This window comes from Mucilaginibacter rubeus (genome assembly GCF_014643835.1).
Lineage (GTDB): Bacteria > Bacteroidota > Bacteroidia > Sphingobacteriales > Sphingobacteriaceae > Mucilaginibacter > Mucilaginibacter rubeus.
Genome location: NZ_BMKD01000003.1, coordinates 396,328 through 421,565 on the forward strand (window position 1 = coordinate 396,328; position 25,238 = coordinate 421,565).

The 25,238-nt window shown below is 42.4% G+C and carries 16 protein-coding genes; 14 read left to right on the forward strand and 2 right to left on the reverse strand.

Translation table 11 applies throughout. From position 1 onward, the window contains the following. Positions 1-47: 47 nt before the first annotated feature. The 3 genes from IEX80_RS11930 (at position 48) to IEX80_RS11940 (ending at position 2,319) form a co-directional block, all read left to right on the forward strand. Entirely contained in the window at positions 48-599 is a 552-nt protein-coding gene (locus tag IEX80_RS11930) for an acyl-CoA thioesterase (RefSeq protein ID WP_188833032.1), read from the forward strand. A gap of 50 nt (positions 600-649) precedes the next feature. Next, positions 650-850 (forward strand): YqaE/Pmp3 family membrane protein, encoded by a 201-nt coding sequence (locus IEX80_RS27915; RefSeq protein ID WP_090531506.1) that lies wholly within the window; start codon positions 650-652, stop codon positions 848-850. A gap of 122 nt (positions 851-972) precedes the next feature. After that, on the forward strand, positions 973-2,319 hold the full coding sequence (locus IEX80_RS11940) for a sigma-54-dependent transcriptional regulator (RefSeq protein WP_112652208.1): 1,347 nt from the start codon (positions 973-975) through the stop codon (positions 2,317-2,319). A 412-nt stretch (positions 2,320-2,731) separates the two neighbouring features. On the opposite strand, the gene IEX80_RS11945 is transcribed toward IEX80_RS11940, so the two are convergent. Next, positions 2,732-3,265 carry a DUF1877 family protein gene (locus IEX80_RS11945; RefSeq protein ID WP_176623151.1) on the reverse strand — a complete coding sequence of 178 codons (534 nt, stop codon included), beginning with the start codon at positions 3,263-3,265 and terminating at the stop codon, positions 2,732-2,734. Positions 3,266-3,579: 314 nt separating this feature from the next. Here IEX80_RS11945 and kdpF point away from each other — a divergent pair, with 314 nt between their 5' ends. The 7 genes from kdpF (at position 3,580) to IEX80_RS11980 (ending at position 12,248) form a co-directional block, all read left to right on the forward strand. Continuing rightward, positions 3,580-3,657, forward strand: a complete 78-nt coding sequence (gene kdpF / locus IEX80_RS27980) for a K(+)-transporting ATPase subunit F (RefSeq protein WP_083879072.1) — start codon at positions 3,580-3,582, stop codon at positions 3,655-3,657. Positions 3,658-3,666: 9 nt separating this feature from the next. Then, positions 3,667-5,382, forward strand: coding sequence for a potassium-transporting ATPase subunit KdpA (gene kdpA, locus IEX80_RS11955; RefSeq protein WP_090531511.1), 1,716 nt, complete (start codon positions 3,667-3,669; stop codon positions 5,380-5,382). A 2-nt stretch (positions 5,383-5,384) separates the two neighbouring features. Then, entirely contained in the window at positions 5,385-7,415 is a 2,031-nt protein-coding gene (gene kdpB, locus IEX80_RS11960) for a potassium-transporting ATPase subunit KdpB (protein WP_176623155.1), read from the forward strand. Between the two features lie 111 nt (positions 7,416-7,526). Beyond that, entirely contained in the window at positions 7,527-8,093 is a 567-nt protein-coding gene (locus tag IEX80_RS11965) for a K(+)-transporting ATPase subunit C (protein WP_090531515.1), read from the forward strand. Between the two features lie 128 nt (positions 8,094-8,221). Continuing rightward, on the forward strand, positions 8,222-9,268 hold the full coding sequence (locus IEX80_RS11970) for an outer membrane beta-barrel protein (RefSeq protein WP_176623157.1): 1,047 nt from the start codon (positions 8,222-8,224) through the stop codon (positions 9,266-9,268). Positions 9,269-9,393: 125 nt separating this feature from the next. Next, on the forward strand, positions 9,394-10,524 hold the full coding sequence (locus IEX80_RS11975) for a sensor protein KdpD (RefSeq protein ID WP_188833033.1): 1,131 nt from the start codon (positions 9,394-9,396) through the stop codon (positions 10,522-10,524). A gap of 2 nt (positions 10,525-10,526) precedes the next feature. Next, the gene (locus tag IEX80_RS11980; RefSeq protein WP_090531521.1) at positions 10,527-12,248 is read left to right on the forward strand and encodes a HAMP domain-containing sensor histidine kinase; all 1,722 of its coding nucleotides are present in this window, start codon (positions 10,527-10,529) and stop codon (positions 12,246-12,248) included. Positions 12,249-12,270: 22 nt separating this feature from the next. Here IEX80_RS11980 and IEX80_RS11985 read toward each other — a convergent pair whose 3' ends face one another. Further along, complete coding sequence (locus IEX80_RS11985; protein WP_090531523.1) at positions 12,271-13,032, reverse strand: NUDIX hydrolase; 762 nt, start codon at positions 13,030-13,032, stop codon at positions 12,271-12,273. A 189-nt stretch (positions 13,033-13,221) separates the two neighbouring features. Here IEX80_RS11985 and bglX point away from each other — a divergent pair, with 189 nt between their 5' ends. The 4 genes from bglX (at position 13,222) to IEX80_RS12005 (ending at position 25,228) form a co-directional block, all read left to right on the forward strand. Then, positions 13,222-15,528 carry a beta-glucosidase BglX gene (bglX, locus tag IEX80_RS11990; protein ID WP_188833034.1) on the forward strand — a complete coding sequence of 769 codons (2,307 nt, stop codon included), beginning with the start codon at positions 13,222-13,224 and terminating at the stop codon, positions 15,526-15,528. A gap of 937 nt (positions 15,529-16,465) precedes the next feature. Continuing rightward, positions 16,466-19,738, forward strand: a complete 3,273-nt coding sequence (locus IEX80_RS11995) for a SusC/RagA family TonB-linked outer membrane protein (RefSeq protein WP_090531529.1) — start codon at positions 16,466-16,468, stop codon at positions 19,736-19,738. Between the two features lie 28 nt (positions 19,739-19,766). Further along, a complete protein-coding gene (locus IEX80_RS12000; RefSeq protein WP_090531531.1) occupies positions 19,767-21,536 on the forward strand; it encodes a RagB/SusD family nutrient uptake outer membrane protein in 1,770 nt (589 codons plus the stop codon). A gap of 77 nt (positions 21,537-21,613) precedes the next feature. Beyond that, positions 21,614-25,228 (forward strand): VCBS repeat-containing protein, encoded by a 3,615-nt coding sequence (locus IEX80_RS12005; protein ID WP_176623161.1) that lies wholly within the window; start codon positions 21,614-21,616, stop codon positions 25,226-25,228. Positions 25,229-25,238 lie beyond the last annotated feature (10 nt).

Genomic DNA, 25,238 nt, shown 5'->3' on the forward strand with positions numbered 1-25,238 from the left:
GCTGGGGTGAGGTTTTTTCCTATCTTTGCCCCAAAAGCAGACTGAATATGACCGGAAAATCGCCGCAGGAATCATACACCATCATGAACGAACTGGTATTGCCCAATGATACCAACACTTTAAACAACCTGATGGGTGGCCGTCTGCTGCATTGGATGGATATTGCCGCTGCTATTTCGGCACAAAAGCACTGTAACAGGATCGTGGTGACAGCTTCAGTAGATAACGTATCGTTCCAGTCACCGATAAAGTTAGGTGATGTGATTAGTATTGAAGCAAAGGTTACCCGCGCGTTCACTACTTCAGTTGAGGTAAGGATGGATGTATGGGCGCAAAACATTCCATCAGGCACTAAAGTAAAAAGTAATGAGGCCTATTATACCTTTGTTGCTTTGGATAAAGATGGCCAAAAGACAAACGTGCCCGAGCTGGTACCTGAAACGGATAAAGAGCGCGCATTGTATGAGGGTGCGCTTCGCCGCCGCCAATTGAGGTTAATATTAGGCGGAAAAATGAACCCGAATGATGCTACTGAATTGAAAGCGCTTTTTTTTGGCGACCAGTTGCCACCTAATCTTGGTGAAGAAATAAAGCAGTAACAAATTTCCCGGCGCATTGTCTAAATGGTTTAAACATTAAAACTACTGCCATGCGATATTTTCTGTGCTTTTTACTGCCACCGCTTGCCATCCTCACCACCGGCAGGATAGGTGCATTTATATTGAATATATTTTTAACCCTTTTCTTCTGGATCCCGGGCGTGATTCATTCTATCCTTGTAACCAGCGATTATTATGAGGCTAAACGCCACAGGCAACTGATGCGGGCGACAAGGCGTTACCGTTGGTAACCTTGATTCGCTTGATTATGGGATTCCCTGAGGTTTTGAATGAGACTATTTAGGACTATTCTATCAAGAAATCCTTAAATCCTAAAAATCAAGGTTCAAAATAAATTACCATATTTGCCACGATGCAAAAAGGTAAGCTATTAATTATCGATGACGAAGAACGCCTCCGTAACTTGCTGGCGCGCATTCTGCAGTTGGAAGGCCATGAGGTAATTACTGCGGCTACAGCCAAAGAGGGCCTTAAAAAATTACAGCAGGATACCATACATGTGGTATTAAGCGATGTAAAGCTACCTGATATTGATGGCATCACCCTTTCTGAAACCATCAAAAAAAACTATCCCAACACCGAGATCATCGTATTAACGGCCTACGGAACTATCAATGATGGCGTAAAAGCCATAAAAGCCGGTGCATTTGATTATATCACCAAAGGGGATGATAACGAAAAGATCATCCCGCTGGTAAGCAAGGCCATGGATAAAGCCCTGCTGCAACAAAAAGTTGCAGAACTGGAAAGCAAGCTGAATGATAAGTTTGGTTTTGACAGGCTCATCGGTAAATCAACTGCTATCAGTGATGTGATCAAGCTGGCCCAAAAGGTGGCACTTACCGATACTACTGTGTTATTACTGGGTGAAACCGGTACCGGAAAGGAAATTTTTGCCGAAGCTATTCATCAGGCCAGCAACCGCAGCGCAAAATCATTTGTGGCGGTAAATTGCAGCGCATTCACTAAGGAATTATTGGAAAGCGAACTGTTCGGTCATAAAGCTGGTTCATTCACGGGAGCAGTTAAAGATAAAAAAGGACTTTTTGAAGAGGCCAACGGCGGCACTATATTTTTAGATGAAATAGGTGAGCTCGATCACGATCTGCAGGCTAAGCTACTTCGTGTGCTTGAATCGCAGCAATTCATTAAAATTGGCGATACTAAACCCACCCAGGTTAACGTACGGATTCTGGCAGCTACCAACCGTAATTTGCTCAACGAAATCAATGACGGCCATTTCCGGTCTGATTTGTATTACCGTCTTTCAGTATTCCAGATCACGCTGCCAGCCTTACGCGAGCGTAAAAAAGATATCAAACTGCTGGCCGAATACTTTATGCAGCATTTTGCCCTTAAAGTAAAAAAGCAGGTAAATACCCTCAGCGACGAGTTCATAGAAAAACTGGAAGCCTATCCTTGGCCCGGTAACATCCGCGAGTTGAAGAATATTGTAGAACGTGCGGTGATCCTGACCGATAGCAATGTGCTTGATGAGAGCCTGCTACCTTATGAAGTTCAGCAGCAACAGGTGAAAAGCGGTGCACCAATCTCAGCTTTTGACCTTTCTTCTGTAGAGAAACTGCATATTCAACGGGTTTTGAACCATACTCATGGTAATAGGGCGGAAGCTGCGCATTTACTGAATATTGGTGTGGCTACGTTGTATAGGAAGTTGAAGGAATATAACCTGGAGTAATTTCGGATTGTCTGAACCTGAATCTATTGAATCTTTCTTTGGTTCTGGCAATTCTTAAATTCTAAAAATTCGAGTTCAGACAACTCTCCGGGTGTCGACTATCAAGCGGCCTCTGGCTGCCGTACACACAGGCCAGAGGCCACTGTTATTAGACCAAGTTACGCTGGTACATAAATATTCTCAGTAAACCACTTTTCTCGCAAAGAAAACTCCTGTTTTGCCCTCCCTTAAAGATATAGTTTAATACTCATTCCGTTGTCTAACATTTGGCCCAGCTAACTTTCGCAGGTATTTCGACCCAGTCTCTTTTTTGTATACTTTATAACAAATTTGGGGTAAATATGACTTTCCAATAGCTCCGTTTCGTTGTTATACAGCGCACAAATACCTTCATAAAAAACATTATTTTTCGTTACCCAATAGTACAAATAACATAATCATTACCAATCGCTGCACTGTTGAACACCTTTTTCAGATTGATAAATTCCTGAAGCATATGCGTTATATTGAACGCGTGGTCATCGCCTGTGCCTGTGCTCCAGACCTTACCCGGATAAATATCATTCGTATTTAACTCATCGGCGTTAAATGATTTTACAAAATCGTCATTACTAACCAATTCGAGAAGTTGGTTGATCAGGGCTACTTTCGATGGATCATGAAAATATAAGGCAACGCTGTCGAAATCGTCCGGAGTATTTTCAAAGTCAAAATTTGCGTAGTCTATTTCTTCTCCTAAAAACAAAACAGGATAAAATATTTCCTGTACAAGGTCTGTAGTTTCGGTATCCCTGTTTTTTGAAAGCACAAACCGAAGTCCTTCAAAAGATTTATCGAAGTGCCTGCTTGATTTTGCGATGTCAAATAGGTTAAGATCGTTTAGGTTATCCGCTATTTTCAAAAAGTCGGCGTTGGTAACCTGATATAATGACGCGCTTTGTCCCATAAAAATAAGATTTAAGTGATCGAAGATATCATAATGCCATGATAAGGAGAAATGTAATTCCACTTTGATAATCACCTATCAAAATGATAGCTGAATTCCTGCTAAATAAATAAAATCTTAATTTGATACTTGTATAAATAATTAACAATCAGTTTTTTATATAATAATAATTTTTCTTGGCATCCACTTGGCAAAGCCCTTTGCAAAACACATAAAAATGGATGCTTTACTCACAATCGCTTACCTGGCCACATTTGTAGTGGTATTCTGGGTCTTTTTTAAATCTGTAACGTACTTCGAAAAAATCTAAAATCATGGCAGCATTATTCATCGTAGCAATAGCCGTGTTCATTTACATGGTATACGTACTTCTTAAACCCGAAAAATTTTAAAATTAAACTATGAACACTGAACTAACGGGTGTAATTTTCACCTACCTGCTCACCTTAGCCATCGCCATTCCCCTTGGCCGCTACATAGCTAAGGTATTTAAGGGCGAAAAAACCTGGCTCGATTTTCTCGCCCCGCTTGATCGCTTTATTTTCCGTTTCAGCGGTATCGACACCAAACGCGAAATGAACTGGAAACAGCACCTGCTGGCACTGCTTACCATCAACAGCGTTTGGCTGGTATATGCCTTTGTGTGTTTAATGGCACAAGGTCATTTGCCGCTTAACCCCGATGCTAACCCAGGGCAGTCGCCTGATACAGCTTTCAATACTGCCATCAGCTTTTTGGTAAACTGTAACCTGCAGCATTACTCTGGCGAAAGCGGTGCTACTTACTTTACACAGCACTTTGTATTTATGTTCCTACACTTTGTATCGGCTGCTACAGGTATTGCTGCGCTGGTGGTTGTTTTCAGGGCCATGAAAGATAAGGTTACCGATAAGCTGGGCAACTTTTGGGAGTATTTTGTAAAATCAATCACCCGTATATTATTGCCTATCTCGTTTGTAATAGCCGTGATCTTCGCTTTTAACGGCATGACTACCAGCTATGCAGGTAAAGATACTTTCATCAGTATGCAGGGCGACACTGTTCACGTATCCCGCGGACCGGTTGCACCTCTGGTTGCTATTAAGCACTTAGGTACCAACGGCGGCGGCTGGTTTGGCGCAAACTCCGCCCACCCTATCGAGAACCCTAACTATTTAACCAATACTGTCGAGCTGGTAGCACAGGTTGCTATCCCGATCGCGTTGGTGTTTGCATTGGGTTTTTATCTCAATAAAAAGAAATTCGCTTATGTGATCTTCGGCGTAATGACGCTGGGTATGCTCATGCTGTTGATCCCGACTATGAATGCCGAACTGAACGGAAACCCTGCCATCGCAAAAATGGGTATCAGCCAGCCAACCGGTGCTATGGAAGGTAAGGAAGTAAGATTTGGTCCGGCTAACTCGGCTTACTGGAGCATCGTGACTACTATTATCTCTACAGGTTCGGTAAACTCCATGCATGACAGTGCTATGCCGGTATCAGGTACTATGATGCTGCTGGGTATGATGGTTAATTGTTTTTATGGTGGCTGCGGCGTTGGTATCCTCAACTTCTACATATTTATCATAGTAGCAGTATTTATTTCAGGACTGATGGTTGGCCGTACGCCTGAGTTTTTAGGCCGTAAGATAGAGGCGAGGGAGATGAAAATAGCTTCGCTGATCGCTTTGCTTCACCCGTTCATTATCCTTGTAGGCTTGGCCATATCATCATATTATGTGGTTAACGTAGCCGGTGCCGATTGGGCTGTTAAACCTTCGGCCTGGTTAAATAACCCCGGTACACATGGTTTCTCCGAAATGTTGTACGAGTATACTTCAGCCGCAGCCAACAACGGTTCGGGTTTTGAAGGTTTGGGCGATGGTAATATCTTTTGGAACTATACCACCGGCATCGTGATGATATTGGGCAGGTTCCTGCCAATAATTGGTCCGCTGGCTATTGCCGGATTGTTGGCTAACAAAAAATATATACCTGAATCGGCCGGTACATTGAAGAGTGATACTTCAACCTTTGGGTTGATGATCTTCGCGGTGATCGTGATCATTGCAGCGTTGTCATTCTTCCCTTCACTGGCTTTAGGCCCAATTGCTGAACATTTTTCATTAAAATAATCATGAACTCAACTCAAAATACATTGTTTCAGGGTGATCAGATGAGGGATGCTTTTAAACAATCCTTTATCAAGTTAAACCCTCGTGTGCTGTTCCGCAACCCGGTAATGTTTACTGTAGAGATCGGTACAGTTGTAATGCTCATTGTGAGCATATTTTCGCTGACCAATAAAGGCCAGGGTAGCTTTGCCTACAACTTTACGGTATTCATTATATTATTGTTAACTGTGCTGTTTGCCAACTTTGCCGAGGCCATTGCGGAAGCACGTGGTAAAGCCCAGGCCGAAAGTCTCCGCAAAACCCGCGAAGAGACACCTGCCCGCTTACTGGTTAACGGTAAGGAAGAAAAAGTGATGTCGTCACAACTAAAAAAAGGTGATGTTTTCATTTGCGAAACAGGGGATAATATCCCTACCGACGGTGAAATTATTGAAGGTATCGCTACCATTGATGAATCGGCTATTACAGGTGAATCCGCCCCGGTGATCCGCGAGGCCGGTGGTGATAAATCATCAGTTACCGGCGGTACCAAGGTATTATCCGATAGGATTAAAGTATTGGTTACTACCCAACCGGGCGAAAGCTTTTTGGATAAGATGATCGCGCTGGTAGAAGGTGCATCACGCCAGAAAACCCCTAATGAAATAGCCTTAACCATTTTATTAGCTGGTTTTACGCTGATCTTCGTTATTGTGTGCGTTACCCTGAAGCCATTTGGTGATTATTCAAATACGCCCATCACTATAGCCGCTTTTATATCGTTGTTTGTTTGTTTGATCCCTACCACTATCGGTGGCCTTTTATCGGCCATCGGTATTGCCGGGATGGACAGGGCTTTACGCGCCAACGTGATCACCAAAAGTGGTAAAGCTGTTGAAACAGCGGGTGACTTAGACACTTTATTACTGGATAAAACTGGTACCATAACCATTGGTAATCGTAAAGCAACCAGCTTTTACCCAACAGCAGGGGTAAATGAGCAGGAGTTTGTAATGGCTTGCGTATTAAGTTCACTGGCCGACGAAACCCCTGAAGGTAAGTCGATTGTAGAGCTGGCCGAGCAAGGTCCGCACAAACTAAAAATCCACGCTCCAGCCGATTCAGTGTTTATCAAATTCACTGCCGAAACCCGTTCAAGCGGTTTAGATACCCCCGATGGTTTACGCATCCGCAAAGGTGCTTTTGACTCCATCCGTAATATTGCTTTAAAAGCTGGTAACCCGTTTCCAACAGATGTAGAGGAGAATGTTAAAAAGATCTCATCAAACGGTGGTACGCCATTGGTTGTATCACAAAATGAAAAGATCATGGGTGTGATTGAGTTGCAGGATATCATTAAAACCGGTATTGCCGAACGCTTTGAACGCCTGCGTAAAATGGGTGTTAAAACGGTGATGGTAACCGGCGATAACCCACTTACCGCCAAGTTTATTGCCGAGAAAGCCGGTGTGGATGATTTTATTGCCGAGGCCAAGCCCGAAGATAAAATGAACTACATTAAGAAAGAACAGCAAGGCGGTAAACTTGTAGCCATGATGGGCGACGGTACAAACGATGCCCCCGCACTTGCCCAGGCCGATGTTGGCGTAGCCATGAACAGCGGTACTCAAGCTGCCAAAGAAGCCGGTAACATGGTGGATCTGGATAACGACCCAACCAAGCTGATCGAGATTGTGGAAATAGGTAAACAGTTGCTGATGACACGTGGTACGCTCACAACTTTCAGTATAGCAAACGACGTAGCTAAATATTTCGCCATTGTTCCGGCTTTATTCATGGTATCAATGCCCGCCTTAAAAGCGCTGAACATTATGGACCTGCACAGTCCGCAATCGGCGATACTTTCGGCGGTGATATTCAATGCTATTATTATTCCGTTGCTGATACCATTGGCTTTGCGTGGCGTTGAGTATAAACCGATAGGCGCAAGTGCGTTGTTACGCCGTAACCTGCTCATTTATGGCTTAGGCGGTATTATTATACCTTTTATAGGCATTAAATTAATTGATTTAGCTGTTTCATTATTCATATAAAAACTAAATGAGCCGGGGACGTGAGGTATGGTTTTAGGGCGACAGATAAGCTTTAACTACCATCCGTCACAAACCCCACGTTCCCAAACTCATCTTTAAAAATTAAATAAAATGAAAACATATTTGTTGCCATCCATCAAGCTTACCCTAATACTGATAGTATTAACAGCAGGCATCTATCCTTTAGCTATAGCCGGTATAGGTAAATTTACCCCGGGTAAAGGCGATGGTGAAACCATTACATACAAAGGCCGTGTAGTTGGCTACGCCAACATTGGTCAAAAGTTTACTAAAGACGAGTATTTCTGGGGTCGTCCGTCATCAGTTGATTATAATGCTGCCGGTTCAGGAGGCTCAAACAAAGGCCCGTCAAATCCTGATTACCTGAAACAGGTTGAAGGCAGGATTGAGGATTTCCTGAAACATAACCCTGACGTAACACGCTCACAAATTCCTGCCGAACTGGTTACAGCGTCAGGCAGCGGTTTGGACCCTGATCTTTCACCAGCCGGAGCAAAAGTACAGGTTGCCCGTGTAGCTAAAGTTCGCGGTTTATCAGTTGATGCCGTAAACAAACTGGTTGATGAGCATACTGAGCAGCCTTTGTTAGGTTTGTTTGGTCCTGCTAAAGTGAATGTATTAAAGCTGAATGTAGCTTTGGATGGATTGAAGAAGTAAAAACCAGGCTGCCGCGGTTTTAGCGCAGCTCAAATCCTCGCCGGGGTTAGCAATAATTAGCAACGGCGAGGATACAAACACAATTTGGGTTACCAATAAGGAACCCGGAAATTTTAATACCTACTTAAATGAAATTTTTCCTGCTATTGATATTTTCGATGTTAACCTGTGCTTTTATAGTTAAGGCTCAGGATACGGTCAAAACCACATCCGATGCGCCTTTGGTGGTTTATGGCTCGGTTGATACCTATTTTAAGTATGATTTCGCGAACAGGGGATCGCAGATCCCGACGAGTTTTGCAACGGATCACAATTCAATTTCTATCGGGATGATAGATCTGGGTTTAAAGAAAAAGGTTGGCAGGGCCGCTTTTGTAGGCGAGTTATCATTTGGTCCGAGAGGACAAAGCCAGTCGATACCAAACGGATCTGATGGCGATTCGTATCATATTCAAAACTTGTATGTGGCTTATGATGTAACAGATAAATTTGTACTTACTGCTGGATATATGGCTACCTTTATAGGTTATGAAGTTGTGAGCCCGGTTGGCAATTTTAACTACTCAACCTCTTATCTGTTTACCAATGGCCCGTTTCAAAACGCGGGTTTTAAAGCCGCATATTCGTTTTCGGATAAAGTGAACGTGATGGCCGGTGTGTTTAATGATAATTGGAATTATTACCGGTCGTCAAATCAAGTAAACAGTTTTGGCGCTCAGCTGATATTAAACCCGGTTAAGGGCTGGACCGCCTATTTAAACGTAATTACCGGAGGGATTGTAGGCACCGAGTTTGATTTAACAACTGCCTATCAAATAACAAACGCGTTTAAGCTTGGCCTGAACGCGGCCGACTTTTCGGCAAACAAAGGTGTTACCGGCGGTTTTTCGGGCGTAGCTTTGTATCCGCAACTGGCAGTTTCAAAATATGTTACACTTGGTTTAAGGGGCGAATATTTTAAGCATAAAACAGGTACTTATACCGCAATTGCAGGGCCGGTAAATGGTAAATCGGTTACAGCGGCAACGCTTACTGCTAACGTTAAAGCAGGCCCGTTAACATTAATACCCGAGGTGAGATTGGATCACGGATCGGTAGAGCAGTTTAAAGCACGCAATGGTGATCTGACAAAGTCTGCATCACAGTTTGTGCTGGCAGCCGTTTATGGGTTTTAGCAGCAATTAAATGCTTAACTATTACAGCAAATCCAGGCATCGTGACTAAAGCATGTGCAAAGTGAGCGGAAAGCCTGACCGGCATGGAACACCATAAAAACTAAAGGAAGATTCAAAGGCGACTTATGAATGAGGACACTAAAGAGCAATCTGTAGAGCATTTCCTGGAGCTGATCAGAAAATCGCGCCGCGGAAAGTTCAAGGTATATATAGGCATGAGTGCCGGTGTAGGCAAAACCTACCGGATGCTGCAGGAGGCCCAAACCCTGCTGCGCAATGGTATCGACGTGAAAATTGGCTACATCGAAACCCATAACCGTAAAGAAACCCATGCCTTGCTGGAAGGTTTGCCTGTAATACCCCGCCGTAAACTGTTTTACAAGGGGAAGGAGCTGGAGGAGATGGACCTGAAAGCTGTAATAAGCCTGCGCCCCGAGGTGGTTATAGTTGACGAGCTTGCCCACACCAACATTGAGGGCAGCAACAATGAAAAACGATGGCAGGATGTACTGGAGATCCTGAATGCAGGCATTAACGTGATCAGTGCGGTGAACATTCAGCACATGGAAAGCCTTAATGAGGAAGTGGAACGGATAACCGGTGCAACCATCCACGAGCGTGTACCCGATAAGGTTCTGCAACTGGCCGACGAGGTGGTAAACATCGACCTTACCGCCGATGAGTTGATTGAACGACTTAAAGAAGGCAAAATTTATGATGAGAAAAAGATCCCGACAGCGCTAAGTAACTTTTTCCAGGCGGAGCGGATCTTGCAGTTGCGCGAGTTGGCCCTGCGTGAGGTGGCCCACCAGGTAGAGCGGAAAATTGATATTGAGGTGCCTAAAACAATTAAGCTAAGGCCCGAGCTGTTTTTAGCTTGTATCAGTACCAATGATGAGTCGGCTAAGGTTATTATCCGTAAAACAGCAAGGTTATCGTCATACTATCGCTCCAAATGGTATTTGCTGTATGTGCAAACTTCGCGCGAGAGCAGCGATAAAATTAACTTAGCCACGCAAAGGCATCTCATAAATAATATGAAACTGGCCACTCAATTGGGTGGTGAAGTGCTTAAGATAAAGAGCGATCACGTAGCACGTACTATTTGGGAAACGGCCGAAAAATATGATATTACCACGATTTGCATCGGCAAGCCGCGGTTTAAATTTTACCAGCTTATCATGAAAACAGCGGTGTTTACACAGCTACTAAATAAAATGTCGAAAACTGATATTGACCTTGTAATACTTTCATAGCCATGACAATAAAAAATAAACTCCGGGCAGGGATAGGTTTCCTGTTTGTACTGGCAATAATTTGCTGCGGAATGTCGATATATTTCCTAAATCGGTTATCTGCCGATGCAGGTGCTATATTAAAGGATAATTATAAAACAGTAAAGTATATGCAAAATATACTTACCGCTATTGATTCGCGCACCGACAAACTATCGGCAGACCAACAAAAAACGATAAATGACAATTTGGTATTGCAGGAACATAATATTACCGAGGTTGGCGAGCTGCAGCTTACTGATTCTTTGCGTGCTATTTTTGAACGTTTAACGCAGGAACCTGATAATAAAATAACCGAAGACGACTTACGCAATCGCCTGCACAGGCAGGTATATGGGATAATGAAGCTCAACATGGATGCCATCGCGCGAAAGAATGAGATAGCTAACACAACTTCAAAACGAGGGTCGTTGCTGGTGGCATTTTTAGGCGCGTTTTTGTTTTTGGTGGCATTCAGTTTCGCGGTTAATTTCCCGGGATACATCGCCAACCCAATTAAGGAGCTTACGGTCCGTATTAAAGAGGTATCAAACAAAAACTACCATCAGCAGATTCATTTTGAGTCGGACGATGAGTTTGGCGAACTGGGCCAGGCTTTCAATAACATGACCCGCAAGCTTGATGAGTTTGAAAACAGTAACCTGGCCAGTATCCTGTTTGAGAAAAAGCGGATTGAAACTATTATCAATTCCATGCATGATGCCATTATTGGTCTTGACGAAAAAGGTGTTATCATTTTTGCCAACCAGGTGGCCTGCAACCTGATCGGCATGAAGCCAGATCAGCTCAACGGTAAATACGCGCCAGATATTGCCATCGAAAATGACCTGATGCGCAAGCTGCTTGTTAATGACCAGGCAAAGCTTCGGATCTTTGCTGATGAGCGCGAAGGTTTTTATTCGCGCGAATCATTATCGGTAAGCAGCAGGGATAAAGTGATAGGCAAAGTGATTATCCTAAAAAATATTACCGAGTATCAACAGTTGGATGAGGCAAAAACTAATTTCATCGCTACCATATCGCACGAGTTAAAAACCCCTATCTCATCCATAAAAATGAGCCTGAAATTATTGGAAGATGAACGTATAGGCGAAGTAAATGCCGAGCAGCGCCAGCTGATAGGTAATATAGAAGACGATACCCGCCGCCTGTTGCTCATCACCGGCGAGCTGCTGGATATGGCACAGGTTGAAACAGGTAAATTACAACTTAACTTCGGCAGTACGCATCCTCAAAATATTGTGGATTATGCCGTAAAAGCCATTAAGTTTATAGCCGATCAAAAGCATGTAGAAATTAAGGTGAAATGCGATCAAAGCCTCCCCAAAGTACATGCCGATTTGGATAAAACAACCTGGGTGCTCATCAACCTGCTTTCGAATGCTATAAAATATAGCCACGAAAAATCGACAGTTGAACTGGTTGTTAAAAAACATAAGAACGATGAGATAGAGTTTTCGGTAACTGATCATGGCAAGGGAATAGAACAGCAATATCTGCCCCGTTTGTTTGAGCGCTATTTTAAGGTGCCTAATGCTACATCCGAGCAAAGCGGCACGGGTTTAGGCCTTGCCATCGCCAAGGATTTTATTGAGGCGCAAGCAGGTAAAATTAGCGTGGATAGTGAAATAGGTTCGGGCAGTACATTTTATTTTACATTAAAACGGGCGATAGCCGCGGCGTGAGCCATAACCCTTTTATCGGCAATTACCAACCGCCTTTAAACCCTTCGGTTAAGGCGTGTTGGTAATTTTCTATATCGAACGAATACAGGTACGGCGCCTTATGCGCACCGCCTTTACGTGGCTCTTCAGACCGGTTAAGGATGCCAAAAGCTAAGATCCGGCGTTGAAAGTTACGCCTGTCCAACTTTTTACCTAAAATGGCTTCATACAATTTTTGCAGCTCGGGCATGGTAAATTCTCTCGGCATCAGGTTGTAACCTATGGGTTGATAGTTAAGCTGCAGGCGCAAGGCATCCAAAGCGCTTTTATAAATATTTTCGTGGTCGAGCTGCATCTCGGGCATGTCATCCAGGTCGCGCCAGGCACAAAGCTCCGAAAACTGATCGGGGTGGGGTATAACGCCAAAAAAGTCGACCAGCGCGTAATAGCCAATAGATATAAACCGGCCAGAAAACCAGTTTTGTTCTTTTGGCAGCATATCGGCATACATATCGTTATGGACCTTTGAACGGTCGGGATCACCAAATACACGAAACTGCTGTAAAAATATTTTATCTAAACCGGTACGTTCCTGTAGTATCCTTACAGCGGCATTGTCTATCGGTTCTTCCTTAAGTACAAAACCGCCGGGCAAATACCACTTCTCTTCGTCATGGGTTTTTAATAGCAGCACTTTCATTTGCCCCTCATGAAATCCAAATACAACACAATCAATAGAAATGTGGTTTACGTAATTTTTGCGGGCATCCTCGCTGTACTCAATAAGTTGCTGTTTACTTAACATTTGTGCTATTGTACAAATAAAGTTTGATTTTTTAATTATAATATTTACAATTGTGTACTTAATACACTATGATAAATGCCGTAGCATCCTGTTTCTAAAATTGTCAAAAATATTTAAAGGCGCAATGAAATGCTCTGATTATTAGTCATATTTGTTAACCAATTATTTACTACCCACATAAATTAAAAAATGAAAAAGTATTTTTCAAGTCGGCTTGTTATAGCCATTACGCCACTTTGCTTGGCGTTGATGCCTTATAATAAGGTATTGGCCCAAAGCAAAACCGAAGATGCAAAAATGAATGCCTATGTTAAAGGCCTGATGAGTAAAATGACACTCGATGAAAAAATTGGGCAGTTAAACCTGGTAACCATCGGAGCGGCAACAACAGGATCGGTAGTAAATAAAGGGGTTGAAGAAAATATAAAAAATGGATCAATTGGTGGAGTGTTTGGTGTTTGGGGTACAGCACAAACCCGCCAGATCCAGGATATAGCCGTTAAAAACTCAAGGCTGCACATTCCGCTTATTTTTGGTTTGGACGTGATCCACGGTCACCGTACTATTTTCCCTATCCCCTTGGGCATGTCGGCAACGTGGGACATGGGCCTGATCAAACAGTCGGCACAAATTGCAGCTAAAGAAGCAACCGGCGAAGGTTTGAACTGGGTGTTTTCGCCAATGGTTGATATTGCCCGCGACCCGCGCTGGGGCCGTATTTCTGAAGGCTCGGGTGAAGACCCATGGTATGGTTCACAAGTGGCAAAAGCTATGGTGCAGGGTTACCAGGGTACCAGTATGAAAGATGCCGATGCCGTGATGGCCTGCGTTAAACACTTTGCACTTTACGGTGGCGCAGAAGCCGGCCGTGAGTATAACACAGTTGATATGAGCCGCATTAAAATGTACCAGGATTACCTGCCGCCATATAAAGCAGCAGTTGATGCCGGTGCGGGCAGTTTCATGAGTTCATTTAATACAGTTGATGGTGTGCCTGCAACAGTTAACCAATGGTTGTTAACCGATTTATTAAGAAAACAATGGGGTTTTAAAGGTTTCGTGGTATCTGATTATACCGCTGTAAACGAAGTGACAGATCATGGCCTTGGCGATTTGCAAACAGTATCTGCCCTTGCGCTGAAAGCCGGCTTGGATATGGATATGGTAGGAGAGGGGTTCTTGAAAACGTTGAAAAAGTCACTTACACAAAAGAAAATCACCCAGCAGGAAATTGACCAGGCCTGCCAGCGTGTATTGGAAGCTAAGTACAAATTAGGTTTGTTTGATAACCCTTACAAATCGATGGATGCCGGTAAAGAGGCTAAAGAAGAGCTATCAGTTGCGAACCGCGCAGCTGCAAGAGAGATTACTAAACATTCCTTCGTATTATTAAAAAATGATAATCAAACGCTTCCGCTTAAAAAAGGCGGTAGCATCGCATTGGTAGGCCCATTGGCCGATAATCACCGCGATATGCTGGGTACATGGGTTATTGCCGGCGAGTGGCAAAAATCGGTGAGCGTAATGGAAGGTATTAAAAATGTTGTGGGTAACAATGTTGCCATTAACTATGCTAAAGGTGCTAATGTAACTGAAGATAGTTTGTTTATTAAAAGGCTGAACTTTGGTCCCGGAATGGTTTCTTTAGATGCTAAGCCGGCTGACGAATTATTGAAAGAAGCGGTTGACGCTGCTAAAAAATCGGATGTGATTGTGGCTGTTGTTGGTGAATCCCAAAGCATGTCGGGCGAATCGTCAAGCCGCTCGGATATCGATATTCCCGAAAGCCAGAAAAACATGCTGAAGGAACTTTCAAAACTGGGCAAACCGATGGTGATTGTGCTGTTTAACGGTCGTCCGCTTACCCTAACCTGGGAAGATAAGCATGCTAACGCGATACTTGACGTTTGGGCGCCCGGCACCGAGGCCGGTAACGCCATCGCCGATGTATTATTTGGCGACTATAACCCGGCCGGTAAATTAACTGCTACATTTCCGCGCAGCGTAGGGCAAATACCTATTTATTACAACCACAAAAACACGGGCAGGCCATACAAAGGCGGTCCTTCAAAATTCAGGTCAAATTATCTTGATATTTCAAACGATCCGCTTTATCCGTTTGGTTACGGCTTAAGCTATACCACCTTTAACTACAGCGCTGTTAGCGTAAGCAAAACCAAATTAAAAGGTAATGAAACCTTAACGGCTACTGTTACAGTAACCAATACGGGTAAATATGCGGGGGAAGAAGTGGTACAGTTATATATAAGCGATCCTGTAGCAAGTATCAGCCGTTCGGTAAAAGAGCTTAAGGGTTATCAAAAAATAAGCCTTAAGCCGGGTGGGTCAAAACAGGTAAGCTTCACTATTACTCCGGAGCTATTGAAGTTTTATAACACGCAGCTTAAGTATGACTGGGAACCAGGCGAATTTGTAGTTGAAATAGGAACCAACTCGGCCGATACGCATAATACATCGGTTTGGTGGGCTAAATAGTGCCATTTAAAGTGTAATACATTTTTAGCACTTTGTTAAAAATAGTAAAGGTATTTTTTGATGCACGAAAATATCTGAACGGCACCGGTAAGTAAAGTTTACCGGTGCCGTTTTGTTTTGGAAAAAGTGTATAAAATGTTGTATAATGGCGTGAAATCGATTGTAATAAATGTAATCTGAACATTTATTGTTTGAAAAGTACTGCTTGGGTAAATGTATATTTAACATTTATTATTGTATAATTAATAATAAATGTTGACCTGACAGTATTTGCAAAGTATAATGATATTTTAACACTTTGGTAAATTATGGCAGGGAGGGCCCGCACATTAAACTAAGGGCAAAATATTTAAGATAACAGCTCGGTTGGGGTAATATTTATTGTTTCAACAACTTTTTTGCACTGGTTACAGAATAATAGCAACACTTTTACAATACGATATTTTTAAAAAAGTAGGCCATGTGTTAGCAATGTATTAATGAAATATTCTCAATTTGTAATTTTAGTGGATAAATCGACCTATAAATAATTAATTTGTAAATCTACCTATTTTACTTGTGTATACAGTACACACTAATTACATTAGTTCCATAGCCAATATAAATTTCTGTTTTGGCAGAAATCGTTCAAAATCTAATATTATTATAACATTTTAACTTTAATGTTGCTTCGGTTGCGGTAGCATAAAAAAGGTGACTACACGGATAAAAAGTTTAAAAAAAATTATACGAGAGAAGTTCATATGATAAAACTTTTACATTTTTTACTTTCCAACACTTCATCTTCCATTAATCTGTTTAACAGAGCTTATCTCACAATCGCTCAGTTCAAACAGGCTACCCGCAAGTGTGCAATTTTCTATTTTAAAACTTAGCAATACCAATTATCGACTTAAAAGCTTAAATCAAATATATTAATCAACTAAATCTCAATCTCATGTTTAAAAGTTTACTCCTAAAAGGAAGATACTTGGGTTTGCTGCTATGCTGCCTGGTATCTTCATTGGTAGTTACAGCACAAACAAAGTACAAAGGTAAAGTTATCGGCTCCGACGATAAATTACCTGTTGTTGGCGCTTCTATACGCGTCAAAGGTACAAGTACAGGTACTGTAACTGATGTTAATGGTGAATTCACCTTAACCCTAAGCCCGGGCAATACACTGGTAGTATCTTACATCGGTTATCAAACTACCGAAGTCAAGGTAGGTACCGATGTAAACCTTCGGGTTACGCTACAATCAGGCAGCAGCACGCTTAATGAGGTGGTTGTTACTGGTTACGGTTCACAACGTAAAAAGGACATTACAGGTTCGGTAGCGGTTGTTAACGTGGCGAGTTTAAAAACTGTGCCTTCTGGTAACACAACCTCTTTACTTCAGGGCCAGGCAGCCGGTGTAACAGTTACCAATTCCGGTAACCCGGGTGGGGGAACATCTGTTAATATTCGTGGTATCAGTTCTATTTACAGCACAGCCCCGCTGGTAATTATTGACGGTACACAAGGTAACCTTGATAACGTTAACCCTAACGATATCGAATCAATCCAGGTATTAAAAGATGCCGGTGCTGCGTCGGTTTACGGCGTACGTGGTTCAAACGGTGTAGTTGTAGTAACTACTAAAAAAGGTAAATCTGGTGTTGCCACTATAACTTATGATGGCATGTATGGTACCCAAAGGCCGCTTGCGGATGGTTTTAAACTTGCGGGCACTCAAACTTATATGCAAGCGGTGTATGAATCATTTAAAAATTCAAATGCGCTTACTACAAATACCCAGTTTGATCCAAAGAACACTAAAACCTGGACAATACCTGATTTTATACAGCCTGCAGGTGCGCATGTAGGTGACCCTGGTACTACCGCTGACTGGTACAACCTGAACACACTTACCGGGAAACCGTTGAACCCCGACCGTTTGGGTCCGAACGGCATAGATAAGCTGGATGTAAATAATATTACCAGGGCAAATAAAGTAGGTACAGATTGGTTTCATGAAGTGTTTAAACCTGCACCTATACAAAGCCATAACATTACTGCAAGCGGTGGTAGCGAAAAATCGACTTATTTGTTCTCGATAGGTTACTATAATCAACAGGGTACGCTTATTGATACTTACATTAAGCGTTATTCATCAAGAATTAATACCAATTTTAATGTTGGAAAAAATATTCGTGTAGGTGAAAACGCATACATCTTCTACAAAAGAAATCCCAATGTAAGCAACAACCAAAATGAAGGCAACGGCATATCATATATTTATCGTGAACCACCTATAATTCCGGTTTACGATATCATGGGCAACTATGCGGGTACACGGCCTGGGTCTTTGGGTAACTCAAGCAATCCGGTTGCCCGTCAGGAACGTACAAAAAACGACAGGAACAACAACTGGGATATTACCGGTAACGTATTTGCTGAGGTTGACTTCCTGAAACATTTCACTGTGCGCACCCAGTTTGGTGGAACGGTAGATAACTACTACTACTACTACTTTACCCCAACCGCGTATGAAAACTCTGAAGGTAATACCACCAACAATTCGTTCACTGAGGTTGCAGGCTATAACAGCTCATACACATGGACCAATCAATTAAGCTACAACCAGCAATTTGGCAAACACAGTATTAAAGCTTTCGTTGCAACTGAGGCTATTACAAATTATGGCCGTGGTATAAGAGCTGGTAATACTACCTATGCGCTAAGCTATGATCCTAACTACGTAACTGTAGAAAATGGTGATGGTACACCAACAAACGCTGTCGACCAGCTTTACAACAACACATTATATTCACAATTCGGTCAGGTTAACTATAACTATGATGAAAAATATTATATCAGTGGTATTATTCGTCATGATGGTTCATCGTTCTTTGCTCCTGGCCATCAATATGGTACGTTTGGTTCAATAACTGGTGCATGGCGTATTTCTAAAGAAAACTTCCTGAAAAACGTAAGCTGGCTGAATGACTTAAAAATCAGGGGAGGTTACGGAACCCTGGGTTCGTTATCGGGTGTTAATCAGCGCCAAAGTAATGCTTATAGTTTATACGCAAAATCAAATGGTAATGCTAACTACGATATAACAGGTACAGGCAACTCAACCTTAACCGGTTTATATAAATCTCAAATTGGTAATGAATCAACAACCTGGGAAACTGATAAGGTGACCAACGTTGGTTTTGATGCAACTTTTATCAATAACAAGTTTACCCTTTCTGTGGAGTTGTATAAAAAAGATATATCTGGCTTACTATTCCCTTCATCATTGTTCGCACCGCAAGGTGGCGCATCTGCACCTTATGTAAACGGTGGTAACATCAGTAACAAAGGTATTGATATTGACTTCGGTTACCACGGTACGGCGGGTAACGGATTGAGATATGACATAGGATTAAATTTTAGCCATTACAAAAATAAAATGGTTGCTTTGGGCGGTGGCCTGAAATATAAAGACTACAACAGCTCAGGCTCAACCCGTTTGCAAAATTTTGTTAGGTTGCAGCCAGGCCAACCTGTAGGTGAGTTTTTTGGTTATCAGGTATCGGGCTTATTTCAAAACCAAGCCGAAGTTGATGCTGCGCCAGCCCAGCCTGGTAAAGCACCTGGTGCATTCAGATATGTGGATGTAGACCATAATGGCACCATTGATGATAAGGACAGGACGTTTATAGGCAATCCTAACCCTAAATTTACCGGTGGTTTAACCTTAGGAGCAAGCTACAAAGGTTTCGACTTTAATGCGTTCTTCTACGGTACTTATGGTAATAAAGTAGTTAATTATATTAAATACTGGACTTATTTCCCTCAGGTGTTTAACGGCAACGTAAGCGCCGACATTTTAGGTCCTAATGTTTGGCGCGAAGGTGCTGATAACAGCCATGCAACTGTACCTCAGTTAAGCAGAAATGCCAACTTAAGTACTTCGAGCGTATTCAACTCATTTTATGTTGAAAATGGATCTTACTTAAGACTTAAATCATTGACATTAGGCTATACTATTCCTCAATCAAAAATTAAAAGTTTAGGTGTCAGCAGGATAAGGGTATATTTATTAGCCAATAACTTATTTACCATAACAAAATACAAAGGTTTAGATCCCGAGCTTCAAAATTCAAACTTACAGGATAACACCAGCTTCGGAATTGATTTCGGTAACTATCCTGCAAATCAGAAAATTTATAACGTTGGTGTAAACGCAACATTCTAATACTAATAGTTATATTATCATAAAAGTTATGAAAAAATTAAACATAAAAGTAATTATACCATTAGCCGTATTGTTAGTGTGTATGGTTTACGCCTGCCAGAAGGATATTTTGAACAGGCCTATACAACGGTCGTTAAGCCCGAGTATCGTAGCTAATAAAACAGGTGTTGAGAGTTTGCTTATAGGCACTTATTCATTGCTTGATGGTGTAGGCGGTCGCGGCGGCGGTATTAACGCGGCCGGTTCTAACTGGTTATTTGGCAGCGTGGCTGCCGGAGATGCCTATAAAGGCTCTGAACCATCAGACGGCGGTAACGACGCATTGCCGGTGGGTAATTTTACATTAGCAACCTCAAATCCGTATATCACTTCAAAGTATACATTATGCTTTGATGGTGTGGCCCGTGCAAATGACGTTTTGCGTACGCTTGCCCTTGCGAAAGATATAGGCGCTGATGATGTTAAAAGGATAACTGGTGAAGCTAAATTTTTAAGAGCGTATTATTATATGGAGCTTAAAAAAATGTATAACATGATTCCTTATGTTGACGAAACTGCCACCAATTACAACTTGCCTAACGACAAGGATATATGGCCAAATATTGAAGCTGATTTGCAAGCCGGTATTGACAATATTCCTGTTACCCAGGCACAAAAAGGCCGCGCTAATAAATGGGTTGCCGTTGCATATTTGGCAAAAGCAAAAATGTTTCAGCATAAATTTTTAGAAGCCAAGAAGCTGTTTGATGACTTAATACCAAACGGGATAAAAGGTGACGGTAGCAAGTTTGCGTTAAACGTGAACTTTCAAAGGAACTTTAGTCCGCAGGCTGCCCAAAAAAATAGCCCCGAATCAGTTTTTGCAGCACAGGCTTCGGTAAATGATAACTCGGGTGGTAACAATGGTAATACCGGTGATGAGCTTAACTTTCCCTATACCGGAGGCCCTGGCGCTTGCTGCGGCTGGTTTAATCCATCTCAATCACTGGCTAACTCATTTAAAACGGATGCCAGTGGTTTGCCGTTGTTTACTACTTTTAATGATGGTCAATTAGTTAGTGGAAAGACTAATCCATATACCGGTACTGTAGATCCTCGTATTGATATCACCATGGGCCGCCCAAATATTCCGTATCTTGATTGGGGTAATCCTCCGGCTGCCTGGATCCGTGACCCTACAGACGGTGTATTTAACCCGCGTAAAAACGTTTACTCGTCTGCCGAAAAAGGTACCAATTCAAGTACCGAAAACTATTGGGCAGCTAACGAGGTTACTTCAAATAACGTAAACCTGATGCGTTGGAGTGATGTACTTTTAATGGCTGCTGAAGCCGAAGTTGAAGTTGGGGATGTTAATAAAGCTTTGGATTATGTGAACCTAGTCCGTAACCGTGCTGCCGGCAGTTCATGGTGGGTTTACAAAAACTCTGCTTATGATCCCTCAAAATCTGAGTATACAGTTAAAACTACTCCGGCTGATAATTATCTGATCAAACCTTACCCTGCCGGTGTGTTTGCTGATAAAAATTATGCGCGTACAGCCATACATTTTGAGCGTAAGCTTGAACTGGCGATGGAAGGTCAGCGTTTCTTTGACTTACAACGCTGGGATCAGGGTACTGGAAGCATGGCAAATGAGATCAACGCCTTCTTTGCATATGATATCAATATCAACCTACAGCTAAAAGGCGCTCATTTCACCAAAGGCAGAAACGAATACTATCCAATTCCGCAAAGTGAAATTGATTTGTCTGCATCAACCGGACAAGGTGTATTGAAACAAAACCCTGGTTATTAATTAACCATTGATTTTAAATATTTAACTTTAGGTGGAGATAGTTATCTCCACCTTTTTTTATAGTTTACTAACCAATAATGAAGTATACCCTTCCCTTTATATGCCTGGTTGCCGTTTTATTTAGTGCCTGTAAAAAAGCTACACTTTTTGAACAGGTACCTTCTTCGCACTCGGGTATCACCTTCAATAATAAAATCGTTGAAAATGACACCATAAACCCGCTTACCAAACTTAACCTGTATAATGGCGGTGGCGTGGGCATAGGCGATTTTAATAATGATGGCCTGCAGGATATCTACTTTGTAGCCAATACTACATCAAATAAGCTATACCTTAACAAGGGCGATATGAAATTTGATGACGTTACCGACGTAGCCGGTGTAAAGGGGAGTGGCGGCTGGGGCAGGGGAGTGGCTGTTGTTGATATCAACAACGACGGCCTTATGGATATATATGTGTGCTATACTTTGCTTGATGATTCGGTTAAGCGCACTAATCTGCTTTATGTAAACCAGGGAATAGGTAACGACGGCGTACCGCGCTTTAAAGAAATGGCTAAAGCGTATGGCCTCAATGTAAAACTTCACTCAACCATGGCGTCGTTTTTTGATTATGATAACGATGGCGACCTGGATATGTACCTCACCGTTAATGAGGCTGTAGCCGGAGATAATCAAAGTACTTTCAGGCCGATAATAACTAATGGAAGTCACCGGAGTACCGGGCAGCTTTACCGCTGCGACTGGGATCCGGCGTTAAAACACCCGGTTTATACCAACGTATCCAAACGGGCAGGCATTGGGACCGAAGGCTATGGACATGCTGCCACCATTGTAGATATTAACCGAGATGGCTGGAAAGACATTTACGTAACCAACGATTTTTTAACCGATAACATTTTATACATCAATAACGGCGACGGCACTTTTAGAGATAAAGTGAAGGAGTATTTTAAGCACACCGCCTTCAGCTCCATGGGGCAGGATATTGAGGATGTAAACAACGATGGTCTTGCCGATGTTTTTGAGGTTGACATGAACCCCGAGGATAACTACCGTAAAAAGATGTTCATGCCGCCTAATAATTACCAGATATTTCAAAATTTCGACAGGTATCAATATCAATATCAATACACCCGTAATACTTTACAATTAAACAACGGCCCGCGAATTGGCGGTAATGATTCTATTGGCGACCCCTCATTTAGCGATGTGGCTTTTTTAAGTGGTGTTGGACAAACAGACTGGAGCTGGGGACCCATGATAACCGATTTTGATAATGACGGGTATCGCGATATTGTAATAACCAATGGCTATCCGCGCGATGTAACTGATCATGATTTTATAACTTTCAGGCAAATGGCCTATTCGGTAGCGTCAACCCAACAGGTGCTTGACCAAATCCCGATTGTGAAAATACCCAACTATGCTTTCCGCAATACCAATGGTGTGCAGTTTGAAGATGTAACCCAAAGCTGGGGGCTTGATGCTCCCTCGTTTTCAAACGGATGTGCCTATGCCGATCTGGATAATGACGGCGCAATGGATATGGTGATCAACAATATTAATGATGAAGCCATGGTGTACAGAAACACCTCCCGTAATAAAGCAACAAACAGTAGTAACTACTTACATATACAGTTTCACGGCGGTACTAAAAACCTGAACGGTCTTGGTGCTTTTGCCGATATTTATTACGATCACGGCAAACATCAATATTATGAAAATACACCTTACCGTGGTTATTTATCAACCATACAGGATATCGCCCACTTTGGCCTGGGTAACATATCTCAACTCGATTCGGTAGTGATCCGCTGGGATAACGGTAAAAAACAGGTGCTTACCCATGTTAAAACGAATCAAACACTCCAGGTTAAAATTGGCGATGCGAAGCTTAATTATACCAATAAACAGCCCTCTGTTGATAACACTGCGTTGTTTAAAGATGTCACTCAATCGGCAGGAATAACCTATAAACATAATGATCAGGATTATATCGATTTTAATGTTCAGAAACTGCTTCCGCATAAACTGTCGGAATATACGCCGGCCGTAGCGGTTGGCGATGTAGATGGTAACGGCATTGATGATATGGTGGTAGGCGGCACTACAAAATATCCGGCTCAGTTATTATTGCAGCAAGCCAGCGGAAAATTTATTCAGCGCGATTTAGTGCCTCAACCTAAAACTATCATCCCGGTTGGAGATCCCAACGATATGGCACATATGATATCGCCTGTAAGAGTGAAAGACGAAGGTATGTTGCTTTTTGATGCCGACGGCGATGGCGACCTTGATCTGTACGTTGCCAGCGGCGGTTATGAAAGCGAGCCTGGTTCATCAAATTACCAGGACAGGCTTTATGTTAACGATGGTAAAGGCAACTTCAAACTGCAACCCGATGCCCTGCCTAAAAACTTTACCAGCAAACTGTGTGTAAAAGCAGCAGATATAAACCGCGACGGCAAAATGGATCTGTTTATCTCCGGCCGTGTGGATCCCTGGAACTATCCTAAGCCGGTTTCAAGTTTTATTTTGCGTAACGATAGCAAGAACGGCGTTATCAAATTTACCGACGTATCCGCATCAGCGGCAAAAGAATTGAATAATATAGGTTTGGTTTGCGATGCCACATTTACCGATTTTAATAATGACGGGTGGCCCGACCTGATTCTTACCGGCGAATGGATGCCGATCACATTCCTTAAAAACGATCATGGCATATACAAAAATGTAACGCAAAGCACCGGCGTTGAAAATAAGCTTGGTTGGTGGAATACAATTGCCTCCGGCGATTTTGACCACGACGGAGATACTGATTACATTATAGGCAATACCGGCCTCAATACTTTTTATAAAGCAACCGATCAATACCCGATTTATATTACTGCTAAGGATTTTGATAAGAATGGCAGCTACGATGCTTTCCCCTCTGTTTTCCTGAAAGATCAGCAGGGCCAATTGCAGGAATTTCCGGCTTTCGGGCGCGACGATATTGTGAAGCAAATGATCAGCATGCGTATCAGATTCCAGAATTATAGGTCATTTGCAACAGCGACAATGGATTCGGTGATAACCCCAAAAATGCGTGAGGGGGCATTGCGTTTAAAAGTGAACTACCTGCAATCGGTATACTTACGCAATGACGGGGGAGGGAAGTTTACGGCTATTCCACTCCCGGTTGAAGCGCAAATGTCTGAACTATGCGGCATTACTGTTGATGATTTTGATGGAGATGGCAACCTTGATGTTGCACTGAACGGCAATGACTACGGCACTGAGGTTGCAACTGGCCGTTATGATGCTTTTAATGGTTTATTGCTAAAGGGAGATGGCAAAGGTGGCTTTAAACCGCTCAGCATTATGCAAAGCGGTATTTATATTCCTGGCAATGGCAAGGCCCTGGTGAAGCTTAAAGGAGCCCGTGGTAACTACCTGTTGGCAGCTACTCAAAATCGTGACAGTATGAAATTGTTTGAACTGAAACGGCCAGTTAAAACCTATAATCTGCAGCCGCTTGATGCATTTGCAACCATAAAATACAAAAATGGTAAAACTGCTAAACAGGAGTTTTATAATGGTAATTCTTTCTTGTCGCAATCGGGCAGATTCATTAATATTGATGATAACATGGCATCGATAACTGTAACCGATAGTTATGGCCATCAACGTAATGTACCAATTAAATAAACTATTATAA